Source organism: Gilliamella sp. B2889, assembly GCF_026536885.1.
GTDB classification, from domain to species: Bacteria; Pseudomonadota; Gammaproteobacteria; order Enterobacterales; family Orbaceae; genus Gilliamella; species Gilliamella apicola_E.
The window spans coordinates 413233-434553 of the sequence record NZ_JAFNNF010000002.1 but is presented as its reverse complement, the minus strand read 5'-3'; the positions used below and the strand labels follow the sequence as shown (position 1 = coordinate 434553).

Sequence of the window (21321 nt, the reverse complement as noted above, 5' to 3'; positions counted from 1 at the left end):
TAAATAAAAATTCCGCCAAATATATTGGCGGAATAATTAGTAACGTATATTAATATCTAATTAATTTTCTTCCTGCTTAGGATTTGAAATAGTCATGAAATCAGGTGATTGTCCTATAGCAAAACGGTCTGGACGATACATAGATTCTACATAAGGATAAGGAATCATGTAATCGCCAGTAGTTACTGCTCTAACTAAATACACTAAACGTTTTCGATATTTATTATTGCGCCCCACATAATTATTAATATTAACAGCGGCAACATATCTATCATCTCTATATTCTTGATATTTAATATTACTAGCATCATCATCTCCCATTAATTTAGCTATACTAGGAATTGATGATAAATTCACACTACTATTAGAAAGGTTTTGATTTTCAAGCTCTAGACCAGCTGGTAAGAAATCAACAACCAACGCATCATGAACTTGTTCTTTAGCTATTACATCTAAAACCACAACCATCATAGAACCTACATCTAAATCTGCTGGTGATATTTTATTACCCTGCAAATCATAATACGTACGACTGATGTTAAAGAAACCATCAGCTGAGGTTGGCGCTGGAGGTGTTTTAGAATAACCTGTTACAGAGAACTTAACATATAGTGGCTCATCTGATTCTGAATTATCAATCGATAACCCTTGGGTTAATTTATCAAAATCATATGAATGTGAAAATACTGAATCAACTTCATTAACTTTTCCATTCACTGATACCTTAAATTTATTACCACTTTTATGCTGTTCTAATGACCAACCAGCAATAAACAATGAATTTAATTCTTGTGTTGAGAAATATCGTTTACTGTTTAATAAATCTGATAAATTATACAGATAAGTACCTTGTTTATTCTGAGCTATTTTGTTTTCTATTAATAAAGATAGAATTAATGCTTCATCACGTATTTCACTACCGTAATTACCAAACCAGTGATTATTGTATTGATACGAAGTGCTAAAAACTAAAGGTAATAATTTTTCATAAACATTTTGATTACCATTTAATTTAGCAGCAACCGCTAGTTGAGCTATAGGTAATGGCGAATAGATAAATGACTTATCATTACTTATCTTGTCTGATAAATAATTTATCTCGTTACGCATTGCTGAGGTAACTTTATTTTGTTTAGTTAAAACCATTAATGCATAGGCTTTAATTGACAACTTAGAAAACTCAAAACTACGTGAATCTCCATAATAATCAAGATTATTATATGCAGACGTATCATAGATATATTGACCTAGGCGTGTCATTGCTGAATCAAGCGCTTTATCACTAACTTGATAACCTCGTTCTTTAGCTTGCAACAAGAAATCTGTTGCATAAACTGTCAACCAATGCTCTTCTTCACTATGACTATTCCATAGCCCAAAGCTACCATTATTTCGTTGCATTGATAAGATACGTGAAATACCTAATTGCACTTTTTTACGACGCATCTCATCTGAATCAGTTTTAATACCTAGTTCTGCGAGTTGTTTACTATTGGCATATAATGATGGGAATAAACCACTCGTTGTTTGTTCCAAGCAACCGTAAGGATATGCAAATAAATCTTTGATATATTGAGCAATATTTAACGGCGGCTGATTAGAAATGACCAATTGCCCTTCAACAGTGTTATCAATTAATCCTGTTAATGCATCGTTTGGTAATTCCCAATTATCATTGGCATCTAGTGCTAACACATAAGATCTCGTTGTTCCGGCATATGCAGGCCTTACGCCAATTGACCATGATCTTTCAATTTTAGTGTCAGAATTATCTTCAAGTAAAATACCTTTGACCGCTATTGTTACCGAACCAGTACCATAACCATAATCTGCAATAACAGGGATTTGAATGATATCTTTTTGTTTACTATCAAGTTTGACTGATATCGTTTTGGCTTCATTTTGATGAATCAAACCATTAGTCGATACTTCAACTTTCATATTTTGTGTTTTATCTGTCAAATTATGAAGATCTAACGCTAATACAGCGCGATCACCACCAGATAAGAATCGAGGAGTTGATAATTCAGCTATAACCGGAGCTGAAACTTTCATTTTTTTATCAGCTTTACCAAAACGATTATCATCCCATGCTTGAGCCATTATACGTAGCTCACCATTAAAATTAGGTAAAGGTAAATTAATAACACCTTCGCCATTGTCATCTAATTGAATGGTTTTGAGTTGTTGTGCAACAATTAGAACTTCATTTGACGGTTTTTTACCGCCAGCGCCCATCGCATCACCACCAAAGCTCATATTTACATTACGACCAGTAGCTTCAATTAAGCTGCCATAGACATCGTTAATATCTACATTAAAACGTTTACGTCCTAAAAACCAAGCATAAGGATCTGGTGTGACATAATCAGTGATATTTAAAACACCTGAATCAACAGCTGAAACCAATACAGTCACTTTTTTATCTTTTTGGACAGATGGCTTATCCATTTTAATTTTAATTGGCACAACAGTTTCAGGTTCTACTTGTACCGGTGTATCAATTGTCACATTTAATTGACGATTAGACGTATCAATTGGTAAATAAAGTAAACCAATTGCTCGTTTAACTGTTTGCACGGAAGCATCAGTCGAAGGGCGAATAATCATAGCACTAATATAGACATCATGTCGCCCCCATTTTTCAATAGGAATTTCGACATCTAAACCTTCTTCACCCACCGTAATTGCTTTTTTCCAAATCGTCCCATCATTGGTTTCGAGAGAAATATAACCAGAACCCGCTACCGGTGCTTGAACATTAACTTTAGCGACATCGCCAGGATTATAAGATGGTTTATCAATACTTAACTTAACTTGGTCTGGACGTACTGATTTAGTACCATGAGTATTATCTTCCCAATCATAACCAACCCAGAATCTGAGACTTGATACGACTTTACTGTTTGTATCTACCACTTCAATTCGGTAAGCACCATAATCAGTAGGTTGATAGGTTATTTTTGTGGTACTGCCTGCCTCAATAGATAACTGATCTTCAGAAACCACAAATTCCTTCGAGTTGGAACTTTGACGCCAACCATCTTCCTCAGACCAAACCCAATAGTAATCATTACGCTCACGAACTAGTCTAGCTTTTAATGATTTTGTACCTAATTTTTCCCCATCCAAATCAACATAAGCGATTTCGAATTCAGCATTACTATTTATGTCTACAGTTGGACGCTCAAAATAATTATCGCTATTCCAATCATAATATTCTGAGTTTTCAAATAATGCTCGGATTGCCGGCAATTTAGGTGCAGGCCAAATAGTTTGTGTTGCATAACGCGTAACTGGTCTACCACCAGAATCTAGCAAACTAGCTTGTAAAACGACTTTTAGAGGTGATGAGCTTCCTGACCAATAATTATTCTCAATATTAATTTCAGTTAAACCATCGCTATCTAACTTTAACTCTAAAGAATCAAGTTCGCGATATGGATTTTCTTCAGTAGCTGATCCAATTTTGAAGTCATCTAATCCTGCAATGGTATCAACTTTCTTTAAATAAAGATTAGCATCTAAGCGATTACCAGATGCTGGCGCACCATATAAATACCAACCTTTTATATCAAAAGAAACATCTTCACTCTTAAGAATTGGACCATCAGATGAACTGTGTATTTCCATCGCCATACGTTCTGGCAAAAATTCTTCAACTTTGAAATTCCACTGGCGATAGTTATCATCACCTAAATTGAAACGAATTAACCAATTACCTGTTGCTGCATCAGCAGGGATAACAAATTGTTGTTGATATAAACCATTGGTATTCACACTGCTTTTTAGTTGATAAGTTTTGACAACTCGACCATTAGAAGAAAACACTTCAGCGACGATTGGTTGATCAGGTAATGGCTGTCCATCTGCATCACGTAATAGTGCATTAAAATAGACGGTTTCGTTCGGTCGATAAAGGTCACGAGGGCCAAAAACAAATAATTGTTTTTGGTAGAAAGGTTTGCCCGATAAATTGAAATCAGTTAAATTAAGCGCAGCACGATTAACCATCAAAAATGAAGTTTGCTCGCCATCGGTTGCAGTCAATACGCTATATGCCTTGTTGTTGCCATCGATTTCAACATAGCCATCTTTATCTGTCGTTGCCTTAATATTCTTACACTGCTTATTATTAGATTCGCATAATAATGTTAAATTAATATTAGCTAGTGGCTTACCGTTATCTAACGCATGAGTCGTTACCGCTAATTTACCATTATCATAACGATGATATGAAACCCCGATATTACTTATTGAAAATATTGTTGCAGGATTTGATTCATTATAAGTACCCGCTTCATTCATTACCGCAATATAAACACCTTCTTGATTAAGTTCAGAAACTGTAGAAAGGTTAACGATAATGGTTTCTTGAGCATTCGGTCTAGGATTAAGATCAAATCTTGAAGAATAAACTAAATCAGTATATTCACTCATACTTTGCGAACGCCAAATTGACAACATATCAATAAAACCATAATTATCAAGTAAAATAGGTAATTTTTCTGGCTTAATTTTGAAAAAGTTTATATCAACTTTATCAACATTGAGCGTATTAATCGGCAATCCACTCATGGATTTACTTGGTAATAAAAATCCAGTACTAGCAAAACCAACCATAGGTTGGCGATCTTGGGTGGTTATTTGAGCTTCATAAACAGATGACAAATGGCTATCATTAATCGCTGATAACATCTTATCAATAGTTAAAACCAATTTACGATTTGGCTGAAGGTAGCGAAGTTTTAATTCAAGGCCATTATCAGACAACTCCCACGCGCCATCAACCACACCACTCTCTTTGTCAACCAATCTTAATAAATTTGAAAAATTCAATTTCGGATTGAGAGGAACGGAAAATGTCACGACTAATGTGCTTGAACCATCAATGATTAATTCTGAACTATCGAGAACTTTTAGATTTTTACCTTTATATTTTTCGATTAATTCAGGCGTTGGATTAAATGGGTTATGAGATTGCGAATTTGTACTCGAATCATGCGTTGTATTACTGGTATTACTGGTATTATTTGTAGTTAACTCGGTTTTATTATTACTTACTGAATCTGTCGATTTATCTTTTTGATTATCACAAGCGCATAACGTCAAAAACAAACCCAACACAGCTAAGTGTTTTATCAATCTCATTGTTTCACCTAATCCTTTCTATTCCTGATAAAAATACTACTTATTTTTTTGTTCATATTATGCACTTTCACAAAAACTTTAGCAAAGAATCTTTATTAAGATTTTTAATTTATTTTGAGATAATTAAATTTTTTAAATTGGTAAAAAAAAGTTGAGGAACGGGGTTTTTGAGAGGGGTTTTGGCATTTAGAACTTATCATAACGCTGATAAGCTCTAAATATTAACGATTATTCTGAATAATTAAGTGATTGATCAGTTAGTTACAGTGGCTTTACAAGCAGTTTTTTTAAAATAAAATTCAAAATAATGCCATAAAGCGGTAAGAAGAATAATCCACAAATCAAAATTTTAAAACTATAGTCAATTGCGGCAATCTCGATCCAATGATTGGCCATAAATTCGTCACTACTTTGATAAAAGGCAATGGCAAAAAAGACAATAGTATCAATACCATTACCTAACACCGCTGACGCCGAAGGCGCAACCCACCATGCTTTATTCTTACGTAAATAATTAAACACAGTGATATCCATCAATTGCCCAACTAAATAAGCGGCAAAACTGGCTAAAGCAATACGGAAAACAAAACTGTTAAAATCAGATAAAGCTGAAAATCCCAGCCAATGCCCTTCAAAAAACACAACCGAAATGGAATAAGAGAACAGTAATGCCGGTATCATAACGACAAAGATAATTTTTCTGGCAAGACTAGCACCAAATACCCGAATGGTTAAATCGGTGGTTAAAAAGATAAATGGAAAGGTAAATGCTCCCCATGTGGTATGAAAACCGAAGATATCAAATGGGATTTGTACCAGATAATTGCTTGAAGCAATAACTAAAATATGAAAAAACGAAAGCCAGCCAAGAGCCTTCATTTGTTGAGTATGAGTAAATTTGCTCGTTTGTTCTGAATTAGTGTTCAGATACATAAGTTTTTCCTTTTTTAATGGGGTGAGTGAACCCAGTGTTAATTTGATTGATTAAGGTATTGAGTTAAACCTTTATCTCGAAGGATACAGCTTGGACATTTACCACATCCCCCCTCTACCCCATAATAACAAGTGTGAGTGTGTTGCCGGATATAATCAAGATAACCGAGTTTATCAGCCATTTCCCATGTTTGCGCTTTAGTCAGATACATTAATGGGGTGATGATGTTAAACGTGTAATCCAAGGCTAAATTCATCGAAACATTCATGGATTTAATAAAGATATCTCGACAATCCGGATAACCACTAAAATCGGTTTCACATACGCCAATAATGATATCTTGAATAGCATGTTGTTTTGCATAACACCCCGCTAACAATAAAAATAGCATATTACGCCCGTCAACAAAGGTATTCGGATAATTCCCTTCTTGAGCGGCTTTGATTTCTTGTGAGTCATCAATCAAGGCATTATTGGTCGTTTGTTTGATCACTGAAGTATCAATGAGGGTTTGCTTTACACCAAGATCGTCAGCAATCCATTTGGCTTTTTCAAGCTCAATGGCATGTCGTTGACCATATTGAAAGCTGATTGTTTCAACGTTTTCACGCCCATAATCAGCAATGGCTTGCAGTAAACAGGTAGTAGAATCTTGCCCACCAGAAAATATCACTAGAGCTTTACGATTTTGCATTTTTAACGGTTCCGATTTAATTTGTGTACGAAAAAAATTAACGATTATCGACTTTTTCAGGATAAAGATCGTGATTAGCTAAACGATTAAGCGCAATTTGTTCCCAGTTAGTACCAGGTTTACCGTAATTAGCATAAGGGTCGATAGAGATACCACCACGTGGTGTAAATTTCCCCCAGACCTCAATATATTTAGGATCCATTAATTTAATCAGATCTTTCATAATGATATTAATGCAATCTTCATGATAATCACCGTGATTACGAAAGCTAAATAAATAGAGTTTGAGCGATTTACTTTCCACCATCTTTATATTGGGGACATACGAAATATAAATCGTGGCAAAATCAGGTTGACCAGTGATAGGACAAAGGCTGGTAAATTCCGGGCAATTAAATTTAACAAAATAATCATTACCGGGGTGTTTATTATCAAAGGTTTCTAAAATATTAGGACAATAGTCAGTTGGATAGCGAACAGATTGGTCGCCAAGTAGTGTAATGTTGCTCATTAAATTTTCCTTAGTTTTTTAGCGTGGGAGGTTCACGAACCACGTAATAAGGCGCACACCTTACTCTTTTTAGGCAGAAAAGTCTAGTTTAAGCACATTATCTTTTATCAATAAAAAAGCACCATTAACACTCGATTAATGGTGCTTATCTAACAAAAAAGTTGAGGAAGGCACTTTTTTGCGTTTAACTTTACTCTATTTGTTGCTAGTCATTTGTTTGTAATAATCAGCAAGTTTATCTTTAGCATCAGATAACTCTTTTTCAGCATCATTTAATTTAGCTTTTAATGCATCAATTTTATCTTGATTTGCATTGAGTTTGTCTTTTGCATATTCTTTAGTCTTTTCTGCTAATTCTTTAGTTTTATCAGTAACATCTTTAGTTTTTTCAACCACTAATCTTTTATATTTTTCTTCTAATGTTTCATCTTTACAATTGGTATTAACTTCTTGAAGTGCTTTTTCAAGACCTGCAACTTCATTAGTATTATTGGCATTCTTAGCTTGATCTATTTTAGTTTGGATTGCTTGTTTTTTTCCGTCACAATTTAACCCTTGGTATTCATCATTATTTGTTGCATAACTGTTTACAGAAAATGCAGTAACTAAAGTGATAATGCTTAACTTACTTAATAACCTAATTGCTGATTTCATATTGATTCCCCTAAGTTTATTTTCTTAATTGAACACAATCTACTTTATGATCTTTACCTTTGGTTAAAATCAAACTTGCTCGTTCCCGTGTTGGCAGGATATTTTCGATCAAATTCAATTCATTAATTTCTCGCCAAAGGCGGTTAGCAATATTCACAGCCTCTTCCTCGGGAAGCTTAGAATAGTGGTTAAAGTAAGAGTTAGGATCACTAAATGCCCCAGCTCTAAATTTTAAAAATCGATTCACATACCAATCGTGTAATAAGGGTAATTGTGCATCGACATATATTGAAAAGTCTACATAATCGGAAACAAACACTCGATTGTTAGCCTGTGTATAATTTATGGTGCCTTGTAAAACATTTAATCCTTCAAGAATTAAAATATCTGGACTGTCGATAGTAATCTGTTCGTCTTCAACAATATCGTAAACCAAATGAGAATAAACGGGTGCTTTAACTTCTGACTGACCTGACTTTACATCAGCAACAAAATTAATTAACTTTTTGATATCATAAGATTGAGGAAATCCTTTCTTATTCATGATACCACGTTCTTCAAGATAACGATTGGGATATAAAAAGCCATCGGTCGTTACTAACGCAACTTTGCGATGTTCCGGCCAACGAGTTAATAATGCTTGTAAGACACGAGCTGTGGTGCTTTTACCAACAGCAACACTACCAGCAATACCGATAACATAAGGTATTTTCTGACTTTTACCTAGAAACTTTGATAAGACTGCCTGACGGCTAAAACTATTACTTATATAATAATTGAGTAATCGAGATAAAGGCAAGTAAATTTCACTTACTTCATCCATAGACAAATCTTCATTAATTCCTTGTAACGAGGTTAATTCTTCAGCAGTTAAAGTCATCGGTACCGCATTACGCAAGCCAGCCCACTCTTGTCGGGTAAATTGCATATAAGGGCTCAAATGATTTTTCATGTTTTATTTGCTCAATATTTAAAAATTATTTGGCTCAGATTATACTAAATCTATTTTTTTACAATCATAAATTCGCATTAACTTCTGCTCATAGCTATATTAATGACTTGCTGGTAAAATATGTTTAAGTAAATTTATAACCAGATATTAAATTGAGATTGTATGTTAAAAAATAAATCGAAAAAAAACCGTCAAGAGATTAATGAAGAGTCTCGAGAACTTAAGCGCAAACGTAAACATAAAGGTTTACCTAGTGGTTCTCGTTTTAACGGCAAACAAAACAATAAAAAAACGTTAAATATCATTAAAGATCCGCGAATTGGTAGTAAAAAACCAATTTCATTAGTGCAAACGGATGATCCAATTATAAAAGTTAATCAACCTAAAAAGGTCAAATTAACACCAGAACAAGAATTAGACCAGCTTGAAAATGATACTAAACTTGACCATTTACTTGATTTAGTTGAGCAAGGCAAAACATTGACTAATGAACAACAATCTTATCTTGATAATAAACTAGATCGCATTGATCAACTGATGAAACAATTAGGTTATGAAGATAATGATTTTGATGACGAGTTAGAAGAGCCTAAAGAAGATATTGTCAGCTTACTTAAACGTAATTAAGTTAGATTTATTTAATATGAACTAGAAATTAATGATTTCATTTTCCAAATAATGTCAATAAAGAGTCATTAACCATGCCAATATTTATTATGCTCGGTTTATATTTGGGATTATTTATCTGCACATTATTGTATTTGAAAAAAATCAATCGTATTAAAATGAAAGCGCAAATCAAAAAGCGTAGTAAAGCAAAATGTGATGGAAACAACAATGTCAAAAGCAGGATTAAATAAACACAATATGATTCAATCTCAGCTATGGGACCAAGCGTTAATAGAAAAGTATAACTATTCCGGCCCAAGATATACTTCATATCCAACTGCGCTTGAATTTAATGAGCTGTTCACTGAACAAAACTTTCTTTCAGCTGCCACACGTTATCCTGAACGTTCATTATCACTATATGTCCATATTCCGTTTTGCCATAAACTTTGTTACTTTTGCGGTTGTAATAAACTTATTACCCGGCAAACCCATAAAGTTACCCAGTATCTCGATATATTAGATATTGAAATTGCTAAACGGTCAGAGTTGTTCAAAAATCGTATTGTAAGCCAAATGCATTGGGGCGGAGGCACGCCTACTTTTTTGACTGATGATGAAATGACCCGACTAATCACATCAATCAGGCAACACTTTAACTTTACACAAAATGCTGAATTATCAATCGAAATAGACCCCAGAGAAATCAGTACACAAACAATCGATCATCTTGCTGAACTAGGCTTTAATCGCTTAAGTATGGGAATTCAAGATTTCAATCATGAAATTCAGAATCTAATTAACCGAGAACAAGATGAAAATTTAATCCGCTCGTTGATTGCTCAAGCGCGAAAAAATAATTTTCGATCAATTAGCCTTGATTTAATTTATGGATTACCCAAACAGACCGTTGAAAGTTTTACCGAAACTTTAAATAAAGTGATTGATATTTCACCTGATAGATTAAGCGTTTTTAATTATGCCCACTTACCTAGTCGTTTTGCCGCGCAACGTAAAATCAAAGATCATGATTTACCTAACGCTAATCAAAAATTAAAGATCTTGCAAACTAGTATAGAAAAATTAACACAAGCCGGTTATCAATTTATTGGTATGGATCATTTTGCCAAACCAACCGATGAATTGGCTATTGCTCAACAAGAAAATAAATTGCATCGTAACTTTCAAGGATACACAACTAAAGGCGATTCAGATTTATTGGGTCTTGGTGTGTCAGCAATAAGTATGTTGGGAGATAGTTATGCACAGAACCATAAAGATCTAAAAAATTATCAAACTTTAGTTAAACAACAAGGTAATGGTTTATGGAAGGGGTTTACCTTAAATCAAGATGACAAAATAAGAAGAGACATCATTAAGCAACTTATTTGCCATTTTTACCTTGATAAAAAACAAATTGAACAACTTTATGCGATTAAATTTGATGACTATTTTTCTGAAGATTTAAAACTATTAGCACCATTGGAACAAGATGGTTTAGTCCTAGTTGATAAAGATAGCATCGTTGTCCAACCTAAAGGTCATTTGCTTATTCGAAATATTTGTATGTGTTTTGATATTTATATGCGACGATTGGTTCGACAACATCAATTTTCACGCGTGATCTAGTTCACTCTACTCACGCATGAATATTTGATTATCATTTACTATTAATGACTGGCTAAATAGACTTTAAATTTTGTTGTTTGAGCAATAATTTCAACACTTTTAAAGGTTTCATCCAAAATCGATTGATAAGGCAAAAATGAATTTGCCACAATACAAAGATAACCATTTAATTTTAAGTGTTTTTTAGCCTCTTTAATCAGTTTGTTTACTGCTGTATAACTTGTCTCTTTACCATCATGAAAAGGTGGATTAGAGATGATTAAGTGAAATTTATCGTTGATATCTGAAAATACATCACTAGCAATAACATTTGCAGAAAGATTATTACAAGCTAAGGTAGCTTTGCTTGACTCTAACGCCATACTACTGACATCGGTTAATGTTAAACTTATATCTTGATATAACTTACCTAAAACTGTTGTTAATATGCCTGAGCCACAGCCTACATCTAGGATATTACCTTTAATAATATCACTCTGTTCCATCAATGCATTTAACAGAAGCTCACTACCCGCATCTAATCCTTTTTGGCTAAATACACCTGGTAAGCTTTTAATTTCGATATCTTGGTTTTCAATGGTTAAATGATAACTTAGCCACCACTCTTTTAGTTCAAAAGCTAAACGACTATCAGCACGAAAATGATACAGACCACATCGCCTTGCACTATCTATTTTTTGTATAGAGCCAAAATCAGCCAATAATCCTTCAACACTTTTTACACCAGTCCGATTTTCACCAATAATAAAAATATCACTCTCTTTAGGCATATTATTTAATAAAAATGATAACTGAAATTGCGCTTCACTCTTAGTTTTAGGCCAATAATATATGAGTGTATTAACATTGTTATAAAAAGACTCGTCAGGATAGAGCGAAAAATTGGAGCTTTCAGCTCGTTTCGAGTGTTTAAAATTTAAAAATGTGTGATACTGCGAGCAGTGAATCTTAACCAAATTAGCTGATATAACAGCTGGGTAATTATCTTGGATATCACCTGCAATAAGAATATTTTTATCATCAAAAAAGGATTGATGACGTTCAAGTACTTGGCTAGCAGGAGTAAATGCGGATATTGCCATAATGCCTCAATGAAAAACCTTTATAAATTGAAGCGAAGATTATACAATTAACTTTCTTTAATCCCTAATAAAAACAGTAATCCGACAATGACAGCAACTGATTGGTATCTAAAGCAATGTGATATTACCCAATATGTTTTACGCAATTCTGCCGTTTTTCAAGGTGAACTTGCTACACATATCGACGATAAAATTCGTTTAATCGTCGTTGCTAAAAAGCAACCAACACAAAAAATTTATTATGATATTTTAAAAGCTATTGATTTAACTGAAGAGCAAGTTTTATTTCTTACGCCTTCGCAATTAATAATACCGGCTAATGAAGTAAAAGTTGTAACTTGGTTTATTGACATAAACAGCCATGAACAATGGCAAAATAAATTAACGATTAAAACCAGCGATTTAGTTTCGCTAGCCAAAGATCCACAACAAAAGCGACAGCTTTGGCTACAATTATGTGAATATGAAAACGATTTCCATCCTAAATGAAAATGATCTAGCAGAAGCCTATGAGTTAGAGCGATTATGCTACCCTATTCCTTGGTCTAAAGAGACTTTCTTTTCAAATCAAGGAGAACGTTATTTAAACCTTAAAATAACCGTTGATAATAAAATTGTAGGCTTTTGTATTTGCCAACAAGTAGCTGATGAAGCAAGTTTATTTAATATTGCCATACATCCTAAATACCGGAATCAAGGGTTAGCAAAAACATTATTAAACCAGTTGATTAATGATTTAATGGCAATGCCAAGTAAAATTTCGACAATCTGGTTAGAAGTAAGAAAATCAAATTCGCCAGCACTTGAGTTATATCACTCAATAGGGTTCAATCAAATAACTATTAGAAAAAATTATTACCCAACCACCGATGGTAATAAAGAAGATGCAATTATTATGGCTTATACTTTAGCGTTATAAAATGTTTTAATGGGAGTAATAATGTTCACAGCACTGTTATTTGTAAATGGCGAACCACCTAAAAATCTACCTTCCCATTTAGGTAATTATAATTATATCGCATGTACTGACGGTGCATATCATAGTTATCTATCTAAATCTTCAATTAAACCAGATTTTATAATCGGTGATTTAGATAGCATTAACTCCAATATGACGATTCCCGATAAAACCCAAATCATTCATACACCAGATCAATCTAAAACTGACTTTGAAAAAGCGTTGTTGTTTTTAAATAGTAAAGGAGTCACATCATTTACCATATATGGTGCATCAGGACGAGCCAGTGACCACTTTCTAGGTAACTTATCGGTTGCTATGCAATATCATCAACAATTAAAAATGCTGTTTTATGATGATTATTGTCACTTTTTCTTCGCAACTAATCATCAAATTATCCGTCATGTTAAATACCATATTATTTCATTAATGCCTCTATCCAAAGTTACAGGGTTAACTATAACCGGTTTTGAATACCCATTACATAATCAAACTTTATCTTTAGGTAGTTTTACTAGTCTACGTAATAAAGCTATTAATGACACTGTCAAAATTTCTTTTAATGCTGGTCATTTATTGATTTTTGTTCAAAATTAAAACTGTTTAGATTGACATCAACTTACATTGCTTTACAATATTGTGACGTTTTATTAGCGATTTTTTAAAGGAACAGCCCATGCTTTTCAAAAAACTTACTGTTATTGCTTGTTCTTCGCTCATGTCTTGCATGGCTTTTGCTCAAGACAATAAAGCAAGTGTAACAGATAAGATAGTCGATACTTTTCTTGCATGTGATAATCAATTTTTCCAAAATCTAGCTGAAAATAAAAAAACATTTAGCGAGTATGTTGATTTAACCACAAAAGATAACGTGACATTTATTCCTGTAGAATCAATTTATCAACAAGATAAAAATAAAGTTATTTTTAAAAAACCACTTAAATATCGTGGGTTAACTATTACGGGATATCAAGACATATATATTCCAACAAATTTATCTGGAAAATATTATTATTGGGGTTTTATTTTTGATAATAGCCAAGAAGAAATTATCAATGCATTAAAAAATATAAAATGGTCAAATTATAATGAAAATGTTTATATTGCTAATGCTAAAATTTATGATCGCAATGCTAAATCCCCTGAATGGGAAGAGAACCTTTATGCAATTGATGGCGTAGTGCCAAGACTTGGGACAATTGAAAAATCTCTATACTTAGAGAACATAGACAACAACTATAATCGCGTTCTTTGCTCTATTCAGGGCGATTTAAAGAAAGATATTCTTTATAAAGATCGTCCAGATATAAAGCCATTTGATGAACAGATAAAAAAAGAACAGCAAGAAAAGATCGAAGCTTATAAATTAAAAAAAGAACAAGAAAAAAATAATGCAACACAAGAATCAAGTGAAGGCAAGAGCTCAAAAGAGGGAGATAACATTTAAATGAAAAAATTATGCTTAGTCTTAATTCTTTTTTCTTTTGCAACTATAAGCTATGCAACAGATGAAAAGCGGCCACTTACTGAAGAAGAGAAAGCTACTCAAGCAAAAGAAGTTAAGGAAATGTTGAGCAATCCTAAAATCGGTGAGCAATTTACACCTATTTCAAAAAATGATGAAGATAATAAGGTTGGTTACTCATTCCTTGATAAAAAATCGATAAAGTTACACCCGTTCAATCCTCGAATTCGTGTCTTTAAAGAAGTGATCAATTATACTCCTGCATTAGTACAAAACATAGATAATGTGAAAACACCCTATCGCACTATTGTCGTTAACTATTATGCTAATTGTGACAAAAAAGAAATTGCTAAAGGACAACTTGATTTAGTTGAAAAAAACTTCGCAGAGGGTAAATTAATTAATAATATCAATATTCCAAATCGTTGGATGCGAGCCGAAAAAAATGATGAAAATTATAAATTATTAATAATGGTTTGTTCATTACCTCTCAATCAGTAACACTGAATTTACCTTCGCCACCTAGCTGTGGCGGAGTCTCTCTATTTATGCTACTATTCCTATATTAATTGCTCAATATAATCACACCAATATGAACGTCACTCAATTTCATACTCTAACAGATCAACTTTTCAATCAAATTGAATCATACCTTGATGATTATGTTGATGAGCATGATATCGATTTAGATTACGAAACTAATGGTAATGTTATTAATATCAGCTTTCCAAATAACAGTAAAATTATCATTAATACACAAGAACCTTTATTTCAAGTTTGGTTAGCAACAAGAAAACAAGGCTATCACTTTGACTTTATTAACAACAAATGGATTTGTAATCGATCAGATCAAACATTTGAAGATATTTTCACCCAAGCTGTAGAAGAACAAGCTGAATAATTTTCATAAAAAAGGCGGTAAATTAATATTTAGCGCCAATTTTATTAAAATAGATGGCATTTATAATAATGTCAGATTTGCTAATTTTATTACTAACCATTTAATACCAACATCAACGAAAGCGATTTGAACTCGCCTATGATCACCTTCACCATCAAGATTGATAATTGAGCCCTCACCAAAACGGTTATGTTTAACCTTTCTACCTAATGTATAACCATCATCTTCCTTTTTCTTTTTAGAATAAGATTTTTTACGTTCTTGATAAAACTCATCATCTTTATTTTGGTAACCAGATCGCCCTCCAAATGAAGAGAAACTACCTTGGTAATAAGTTTCATTTAAGTTTTCAACTGGCAACTCATCTAAAAAACGCGAAGGTAAATTTCGTTCTTCTCGCCCATAGAGTCGTCTTTGTTCTGCCAATGAAAGTGTTAAGTTTTTTCTTGCTCGCGTTATACCAACATAAGCTAAACGTCTTTCTTCTTCCATTTTATCGACTTCTTGAATAGAACGTTGTGTAGGGAAGATACTCTCTTCCCAGCCTACAATAAAGACATTGTCAAATTCTAATCCTTTTGCTGAATGTAGCGTCATCAATTGGACAGAATCTTGGTTAGTACCCACATCACGGCTTTCAAGCGATGTAACCGATAAGAATGATTCTAAAATTGTTAAAGGTTTACCTGTTTCAGCATCTTCAATCACAGTATTTTGATTGACACGGTAAAATTGCTCAGCTGCAGAAACAAGTTCTTCAAGGTTTTCTAACCTTGCCTGACCTTTTATACCCGGCTCTTGTTCATACATTCGCAAGACACCTGATAATGTAATAATCTTCTCTAATTGTTTATAAAAAGGTAAGTCATTAACTTCAGCGTGAATCGATTGCATTAAATGGATAAATCGACTTATGTCTGTAAGTTGTCTATCAGAAAGTCCCTTCTTTTCAATTAACGTTAAGCAAGCATCCCATAACGACATAGCTTTATGTTTAGCAAAATGTCTAATTTTATCTAAAGTAACTTGGCCTATACCACGAGTTGGCGTATTTATAGTTGCTTCAAATGCCATATCATTGTTATGGTCATGTAATAGACGTAAATAAGCAAGAGCCAATTTAACCTCTTGCCTTTCATAGAATCTAATCGAACCATAAATTTGGAAAGGTATGCCATTTTGCATTAATGTATCTTCAAAAATCCGAGATTGAATATTATTACGATACAAAATCGCACAACTAGAGTAATTTTGACCTTGCTCATGGAATTTTTTTATTTGGCCAACAACAAATCTTGCCTCATCGGCATCATTAAAACCTCTGTAAAGCAAGATTTTTTCACCATCGCCACTATCGGTCCATAAATTTTTACCTAACCGATTCTTATTGTTAGCAATCAATTTATTTGCAGAATCTAAAATCAACCCTGTGGATCGATAATTTTGCTCTAAGCGAACAATTTCAGTGTCGGGGTAATCATTGATAAATAATTGAAGATTATCGGCATTAGCTCCACGCCAACTATAAATTGACTGGTCATCATCACCAACAATCATGATATTGGCTGTACTACCCGCTAATTTTTGTACAAATCGATATTGAATTCTATTAGTATCTTGAAACTCATCAATGAGAATATTTGAAAAACGATTACGGCAATAATCTAAAACATTCTCATCACTACAAAGTAATTCATAAGCTCTCAGAATTAACTCAGAAAAATCAACATAGCCAACTTTATCGCAAATTGCCTGATAATCACGATAGATTACTTGCCACATAACTTGTTTTGGATCTTCTGGTACCAAGTCTTTAGCGCGAAATCCTTTCTCTTTTTGCGCAGAAATATAATTAGCACACTCTTTTGCTGACCATTGCTTTTCATCTACTTGAAGTTCTCGGAAAATTCGCTTGATAAGTCGAATCTGATCTTCTGTATCAATAAGCTGAAAATTATCTGGAAGGTTAGCTTGTTGAGGAAACATGCGTAATAAGCGATGAGTCAAACCGTGGAAGGTACCTACCCACATTCCATTTAAATATCTTTCACCAACTAACGATTCAATTCGCTCTTGCATTTCAGCAGCAGCTTTATTGGTAAAAGTAACCGCAAAAATCGAACCGGACGAATAATTCTTCTCAACACAGAGCCAAGCAATTCGATGGACAAGTACACGAGTCTTACCACTTCCGGCACCAGCAAGTACAATAGTATATTGATTATCTGTAACTACTGCAGTTTGTTGTTCTGTGTTAAGGTCTTCTAATAATGATTGCTTAATGTTCATTATGTGTTAATCCATTCCGATTACATAAACCACTATTAATTATTGATACATTGAATCTTTTTAAAATTGCCATTTTCTTTATAATATTTTTGGTGAGTCTATTAAAAAAATAAAGACAGGTAGTAAATGCAAACTTATTTACATCTAACTGTACTGTCTTTTTATACACATATGCGATAATTATAACAGATTATCTAATTCTATCAATCGGCTTATCTCAATATGAGGTAAGCACCTTGCATCAGTAAGATGATAAATATCTTGCTCAAAGATATTTATCCAACACGATAAATAATCATTATTGATGGCGCCATTAACATCAGTCTCTAAATTGTCGCCGACATGTAATATATATTTATTGGGTATGGATAATTTTTTTGCAGCCAAATCAAAAATTTCTGGAAATGGTTTTGAACGTCCATCCGGTCCACCACGTAAAGAAAATTGGAAATAGTCTCCCAATCCGATTTTATTTACATCGACATTACCATTAGTAATTACAGCTAGTGGATATTTTTTTGCTAGTTTAGTTAATAAAGTATGTGTTGATTGAGGAATAACCATCTTATGCCGCCAAACATTGAAACAATCTACAGCATCATCAATTATCTGAGGATGTTGAGACACGGGTATACTAGTTCTATTCAATAATGATTTTATAGTATCTATCCGCCAAACTATCACATCATGATAAACTTCCGGATTGATTGAGAGCACCAAACTTTTTTCTTGGAAATATAAATCTAACGTTAAATTTTGAAACTGTTCATATTTCTGTAAATTTTTTATCATTTCCTCTTCAGCTTTATCTACAATCATACTATTATCATATAGAGTATCATCTAGATCGAAAGTGATCGCTTTAATGCAGTCAATTGAACGATAAAAATGCATTACTTTTTCCCTCTTTTAGCTCGTGGATGAGCAGAATCATAAACTTCCGATAAATGTGAAAAATCCAGATGAGTATAAACTTGTGTAGTGGATAAATCAGCATGACCTAGTAATTCTTGTACTGCTCGCAAATCACCACTCGATTCAAGCATATGTGTTGCAAATGAATGGCGTAGTTTATGTGGGTGAACATGTGAACTTAATCCTTGTTTGATACCCCATTGAGCAAATCGTTTCTCCACATTACGAGGAGAAATTCGTTTCCCCAATTTAGAAATAAATAGTGCATCATCCTGAGGTTTTAATTCATTTCGCATGGTTAACCAATATTCAATCCATTTTACAGATTCTCGCCCTAAAGGTAATTTCCGTTCTTTATTACCTTTTCCCATTACCCGGACTTCCCCTTCCCTTAAATTTAGCTCTCGACAATTAATGTTAACTAATTCAGAAAGACGTAATCCAGAACCATACATAACTTCGAGCATAGCTCTATCGCGCACAGATAATGGATCGTTATATTCAATATCTAGTAATTGATTAACCTCATCAATATCGATATTTTTAGGAAGATGCTGGCCTAATTTAGGGTTAACTACACCTCGAGCAGGATTGACGGAAATCATTTCATTCTTCACCATCCAATCGAAAAAACTTCGCAGTGCAGACAATCGTAAGGAGAGACTTCTTGCTTGTAAACCGGTTTGCCGACTTCTGCTAATTAATAATCGTACAGCTGACGAATCAATAGCTTGCCATTTTTCAATATCCAGATCCTTGGTTAAATCGATAATGGCATAAAGTTGACGGCGATAATTAACTTGTGTGTTTAGGCTAAGTTGTTTTTCTGATTTTAGATAGTTTAAGAAATGCTCAACCGGCTCAGCTAATAAAGTGGAATAATTTGGATTAGTTTTAGCCATCATCGTTCCTTACTTTCTTCGCATAATCCATTTTTCAATCAAAATAGGTAATATCTCACTAACTTTCTCTAATAACAAAGTTCCTTGCCCAACTTGATAATGTTGTGGATCTGGGCTAGTAAACATCAAAAGACCGAGGTCCCCAAATTGACCAAATAATGATAATGCAACTGATCCGACATAACCATGCTGCGGTAATAAAAAATCTAATTCAGTTGTGTTTAATTGACCTAAATAAAATTGACTATACTGTAGATGACGAACACGAATAAAATCAAATTGTAATGAATTTAAGGCTAAATGATGATAGCTAGATGGCGCACTAAGTAACCATTTATCATCGAAAAGATATAAATAAGCACCATTGAGCCCTAAATCTTTAGCCCAATTTTTTAAAGATACAATTAATTCATTAATATCTTTTGCTTTAATTAAGTCGAATTGCAATTTCATTAACTGATTAAAAAGCAGTTCATTAGCACTAGCATGCTCCATTAGCATGGTAATTTCAGACTCTAACTGATTAATTTTATTACGCTGTCTAGCCATGTGCCATTCAGGTAACGAAATAATTCCGCGAACTGGATGTGGTACACGCATTCGTTCAATCTGAGCAGCATTACGAATGAAGAAATCAGGATTATCAATGATATACTGACTGACCATTTCATCATTCAATTTGACAAAGTTTTTTTGTCGACGATGAGGCTTATATTTAACTGTCTGTGCTTTTTTTATGACCATAATTTATTTCTATCGTACTCAGTATCAAATCCTAAATTACATCAGTTATTAAATTGAAATATAACCATCATATACATGTGTTGCTGGTCCAGTCATATAAAGGGGTTGCTGATTGCCTTTCCATTCGATAATTAATTTGCCACCAGGTAAATTAACATTTACTCGTGGATTTAAGAGTCCTTGATTAATACCAACTGCGACAGCCGCACAAGCACCAGTACCACAAGCCTGTGTTTCACCAACACCTCGTTCAAATACGCGCAAATTAATATTATTTCGATCGATAATATGCATAAAACCAATATTTGCTTTTTCAGGAAAACGTTCATGTTGCTCTAACAGTGGACCAAGCGTTGATACTTGAGCTGTTAATATATCATCAACCTGAATAACACAATGCGGATTACCCATTGAAGCAACGCCACACAGAACTGTTTGTTCTTGTGCACGAATAATATAAGTTTTTTCTTCTTTAATGGCTTTGAAAGGAATTTTACTCGGCTCAAAAATAGGGGTTCCCATATTAACACGTACGGTTTCATCATCATTAACCGTCAATACAATATTACCTTTCATAGTACTTACTTTTAAAACACGTTTTTTCGTCAACCCTTTCAAACGAACAAAACGAGCAAAACAACGTGCACCATTACCACATTGTTCTACTTCTGAACCATCTGCATTAAATATGCGATAGTGGAAATCGCTTTCTGGCGAATAAGGTGGTTCAACAACAAGTAACTGATCAAAGCCAATACCGGTATAGCGATCTGACATGCGCTTAATCAATTCGCTCGAAAGATGAACATTTTGCGTTAGTGCATCAATAACCATAAAATCATTACCTAATCCATGCATTTTAGAAAAGTTCATCTTTGCTTACCTTTTTTTAATTACCTATTACTCTAATTAAGTTTAATTAATAAAGCGC

At 33.5% G+C, this 21321-nt stretch carries 20 protein-coding genes and 1 riboswitch; of the genes, 8 read left to right on the top strand and 12 right to left on the bottom strand.

All coding sequences use genetic code 11. From position 1 onward, the window contains the following. Positions 1–60: 60 nt before the first annotated feature. The 6 genes from J3U09_RS04845 to coaA form a co-directional block, all read right to left on the bottom strand. Positions 61–5151, bottom strand: a complete 5091-nt coding sequence (locus J3U09_RS04845) for an alpha-2-macroglobulin family protein (protein WP_267331669.1) — start codon at positions 5149–5151, stop codon at positions 61–63. Between the two features lie 261 nt (positions 5152–5412). Then, positions 5413–6084, bottom strand: coding sequence for a 7-cyano-7-deazaguanine/7-aminomethyl-7-deazaguanine transporter (locus tag J3U09_RS04840; RefSeq protein ID WP_267357324.1), 672 nt, complete (start codon positions 6082–6084; stop codon positions 5413–5415). A gap of 38 nt (positions 6085–6122) precedes the next feature. Then, entirely contained in the window at positions 6123–6800 is a 678-nt protein-coding gene (queC, locus tag J3U09_RS04835) for a 7-cyano-7-deazaguanine synthase QueC (RefSeq protein ID WP_267357367.1), read from the bottom strand. Between the two features lie 16 nt (positions 6801–6816). Continuing rightward, positions 6817–7290, bottom strand: coding sequence for a preQ(1) synthase (queF, locus tag J3U09_RS04830; protein WP_065563118.1), 474 nt, complete (start codon positions 7288–7290; stop codon positions 6817–6819). Between the two features lie 4 nt (positions 7291–7294). Then, positions 7295–7339: riboswitch (PreQ1 riboswitch) on the bottom strand. Between the two features lie 146 nt (positions 7340–7485). Next, on the bottom strand, positions 7486–7944 hold the full coding sequence (locus J3U09_RS04825) for a DUF1090 domain-containing protein (protein WP_267357322.1): 459 nt from the start codon (positions 7942–7944) through the stop codon (positions 7486–7488). Between the two features lie 16 nt (positions 7945–7960). Then, a complete protein-coding gene (gene coaA, locus J3U09_RS04820) occupies positions 7961–8896 on the bottom strand; it encodes a type I pantothenate kinase (RefSeq protein ID WP_065563120.1) in 936 nt (311 codons plus the stop codon). Between the two features lie 162 nt (positions 8897–9058). Here coaA and yihI point away from each other — a divergent pair, with 162 nt between their 5' ends. Together yihI and hemN are read left to right on the top strand one after the other, a co-directional pair. Then, positions 9059–9523, top strand: coding sequence for a Der GTPase-activating protein YihI (gene yihI, locus J3U09_RS04815; protein ID WP_267357320.1), 465 nt, complete (start codon positions 9059–9061; stop codon positions 9521–9523). A 243-nt stretch (positions 9524–9766) separates the two neighbouring features. Next, positions 9767–11134, top strand: coding sequence for an oxygen-independent coproporphyrinogen III oxidase (hemN, locus tag J3U09_RS04810; RefSeq protein ID WP_416380042.1), 1368 nt, complete (start codon positions 9767–9769; stop codon positions 11132–11134). 41 nt (positions 11135–11175) lie between these two features. Here hemN and rsmC read toward each other — a convergent pair whose 3' ends face one another. Then, positions 11176–12210 (bottom strand): 16S rRNA (guanine(1207)-N(2))-methyltransferase RsmC, encoded by a 1035-nt coding sequence (rsmC, locus tag J3U09_RS04805; RefSeq protein ID WP_065563177.1) that lies wholly within the window; start codon positions 12208–12210, stop codon positions 11176–11178. 93 nt (positions 12211–12303) lie between these two features. Between rsmC and J3U09_RS04800 the strand changes: the two genes are divergently transcribed. The 6 genes from J3U09_RS04800 to cyaY all read left to right on the top strand — a co-directional run bounded on the left by J3U09_RS04800 (position 12304) and on the right by cyaY (position 15540). Then, positions 12304–12705 carry a DNA polymerase III subunit psi gene (locus J3U09_RS04800; RefSeq protein ID WP_065563122.1) on the top strand — a complete coding sequence of 134 codons (402 nt, stop codon included), beginning with the start codon at positions 12304–12306 and terminating at the stop codon, positions 12703–12705. After that, positions 12680–13135, top strand: a complete 456-nt coding sequence (gene rimI, locus J3U09_RS04795; protein WP_065563123.1) for a ribosomal protein S18-alanine N-acetyltransferase — start codon at positions 12680–12682, stop codon at positions 13133–13135. The genes J3U09_RS04800 and rimI overlap by 26 nt, the downstream gene beginning before the upstream one ends. 21 nt (positions 13136–13156) lie before the next feature. Beyond that, a complete protein-coding gene (locus J3U09_RS04790) occupies positions 13157–13771 on the top strand; it encodes a thiamine diphosphokinase (RefSeq protein ID WP_065563124.1) in 615 nt (204 codons plus the stop codon). Positions 13772–13850: 79 nt separating this feature from the next. After that, a complete protein-coding gene (locus J3U09_RS04785) occupies positions 13851–14621 on the top strand; it encodes a hypothetical protein (RefSeq protein ID WP_065563125.1) in 771 nt (256 codons plus the stop codon). Then, the gene (locus tag J3U09_RS04780) at positions 14622–15140 is read left to right on the top strand and encodes a surface-adhesin E family protein (protein ID WP_065563126.1); all 519 of its coding nucleotides are present in this window, start codon (positions 14622–14624) and stop codon (positions 15138–15140) included. It begins immediately after the preceding gene. A gap of 91 nt (positions 15141–15231) precedes the next feature. Then, positions 15232–15540 (top strand): iron donor protein CyaY, encoded by a 309-nt coding sequence (cyaY, locus tag J3U09_RS04775; RefSeq protein WP_065563127.1) that lies wholly within the window; start codon positions 15232–15234, stop codon positions 15538–15540. 60 nt (positions 15541–15600) lie between these two features. Here cyaY and uvrD read toward each other — a convergent pair whose 3' ends face one another. From uvrD to dapF, 5 genes are all read right to left on the bottom strand, one after another. Further along, positions 15601–17829: a DNA helicase II gene (gene uvrD / locus J3U09_RS04770; RefSeq protein WP_065563128.1), complete on the bottom strand. Its 2229-nt coding sequence runs from the start codon at positions 17827–17829 to the stop codon at positions 15601–15603. Between the two features lie 180 nt (positions 17830–18009). Then, positions 18010–18723 (bottom strand): 5-amino-6-(5-phospho-D-ribitylamino)uracil phosphatase YigB, encoded by a 714-nt coding sequence (gene yigB / locus J3U09_RS04765; RefSeq protein WP_065563129.1) that lies wholly within the window; start codon positions 18721–18723, stop codon positions 18010–18012. Beyond that, on the bottom strand, positions 18723–19646 hold the full coding sequence (xerC, locus tag J3U09_RS04760) for a tyrosine recombinase XerC (protein WP_065563130.1): 924 nt from the start codon (positions 19644–19646) through the stop codon (positions 18723–18725). The genes yigB and xerC overlap by 1 nt, the downstream gene beginning before the upstream one ends. Before the next feature lie 9 nt (positions 19647–19655). Beyond that, positions 19656–20390 carry a DUF484 family protein gene (locus J3U09_RS04755; RefSeq protein WP_065563131.1) on the bottom strand — a complete coding sequence of 245 codons (735 nt, stop codon included), beginning with the start codon at positions 20388–20390 and terminating at the stop codon, positions 19656–19658. Positions 20391–20438: 48 nt separating this feature from the next. Then, positions 20439–21263, bottom strand: coding sequence for a diaminopimelate epimerase (gene dapF / locus J3U09_RS04750; protein ID WP_065563132.1), 825 nt, complete (start codon positions 21261–21263; stop codon positions 20439–20441). Between the last annotated feature and the right edge of the window lie 58 nt (positions 21264–21321).

Excerpts from the sequence above, each read along its gene's own strand:
- yihI (WP_267357320.1), top strand. The coding sequence starts at position 9,059 with ATGTTAAAAAATAAATCGAAAAAAAACCGTCAAGAGATTAATGAAGAG.
- uvrD (WP_065563128.1), bottom strand. The coding sequence starts at position 17,829 with ATGAACATTAAGCAATCATTATTAGAAGACCTTAACACAGAACAACAA.
- xerC (WP_065563130.1), bottom strand. The coding sequence starts at position 19,646 with ATGGCTAAAACTAATCCAAATTATTCCACTTTATTAGCTGAGCCGGTT.
- J3U09_RS04840 (WP_267357324.1), bottom strand. The coding sequence starts at position 6,084 with ATGTATCTGAACACTAATTCAGAACAAACGAGCAAATTTACTCATACT.
- J3U09_RS04845 (WP_267331669.1), bottom strand. The coding sequence starts at position 5,151 with ATGAGATTGATAAAACACTTAGCTGTGTTGGGTTTGTTTTTGACGTTA.
- J3U09_RS04800 (WP_065563122.1), top strand. The coding sequence starts at position 12,304 with ATGACAGCAACTGATTGGTATCTAAAGCAATGTGATATTACCCAATAT.
- J3U09_RS04755 (WP_065563131.1), bottom strand. The coding sequence starts at position 20,390 with ATGGTCATAAAAAAAGCACAGACAGTTAAATATAAGCCTCATCGTCGA.
- coaA (WP_065563120.1), bottom strand. The coding sequence starts at position 8,896 with ATGAAAAATCATTTGAGCCCTTATATGCAATTTACCCGACAAGAGTGG.
- J3U09_RS04790 (WP_065563124.1), top strand. The coding sequence starts at position 13,157 with ATGTTCACAGCACTGTTATTTGTAAATGGCGAACCACCTAAAAATCTA.
- J3U09_RS04780 (WP_065563126.1), top strand. The coding sequence starts at position 14,622 with ATGAAAAAATTATGCTTAGTCTTAATTCTTTTTTCTTTTGCAACTATA.
- J3U09_RS04825 (WP_267357322.1), bottom strand. The coding sequence starts at position 7,944 with ATGAAATCAGCAATTAGGTTATTAAGTAAGTTAAGCATTATCACTTTA.
- yigB (WP_065563129.1), bottom strand. The coding sequence starts at position 18,723 with ATGCATTTTTATCGTTCAATTGACTGCATTAAAGCGATCACTTTCGAT.
- J3U09_RS04785 (WP_065563125.1), top strand. The coding sequence starts at position 13,851 with ATGCTTTTCAAAAAACTTACTGTTATTGCTTGTTCTTCGCTCATGTCT.
- queF (WP_065563118.1), bottom strand. The coding sequence starts at position 7,290 with ATGAGCAACATTACACTACTTGGCGACCAATCTGTTCGCTATCCAACT.
- rimI (WP_065563123.1), top strand. The coding sequence starts at position 12,680 with ATGAAAACGATTTCCATCCTAAATGAAAATGATCTAGCAGAAGCCTAT.
- dapF (WP_065563132.1), bottom strand. The coding sequence starts at position 21,263 with ATGAACTTTTCTAAAATGCATGGATTAGGTAATGATTTTATGGTTATT.
- cyaY (WP_065563127.1), top strand. The coding sequence starts at position 15,232 with ATGAACGTCACTCAATTTCATACTCTAACAGATCAACTTTTCAATCAA.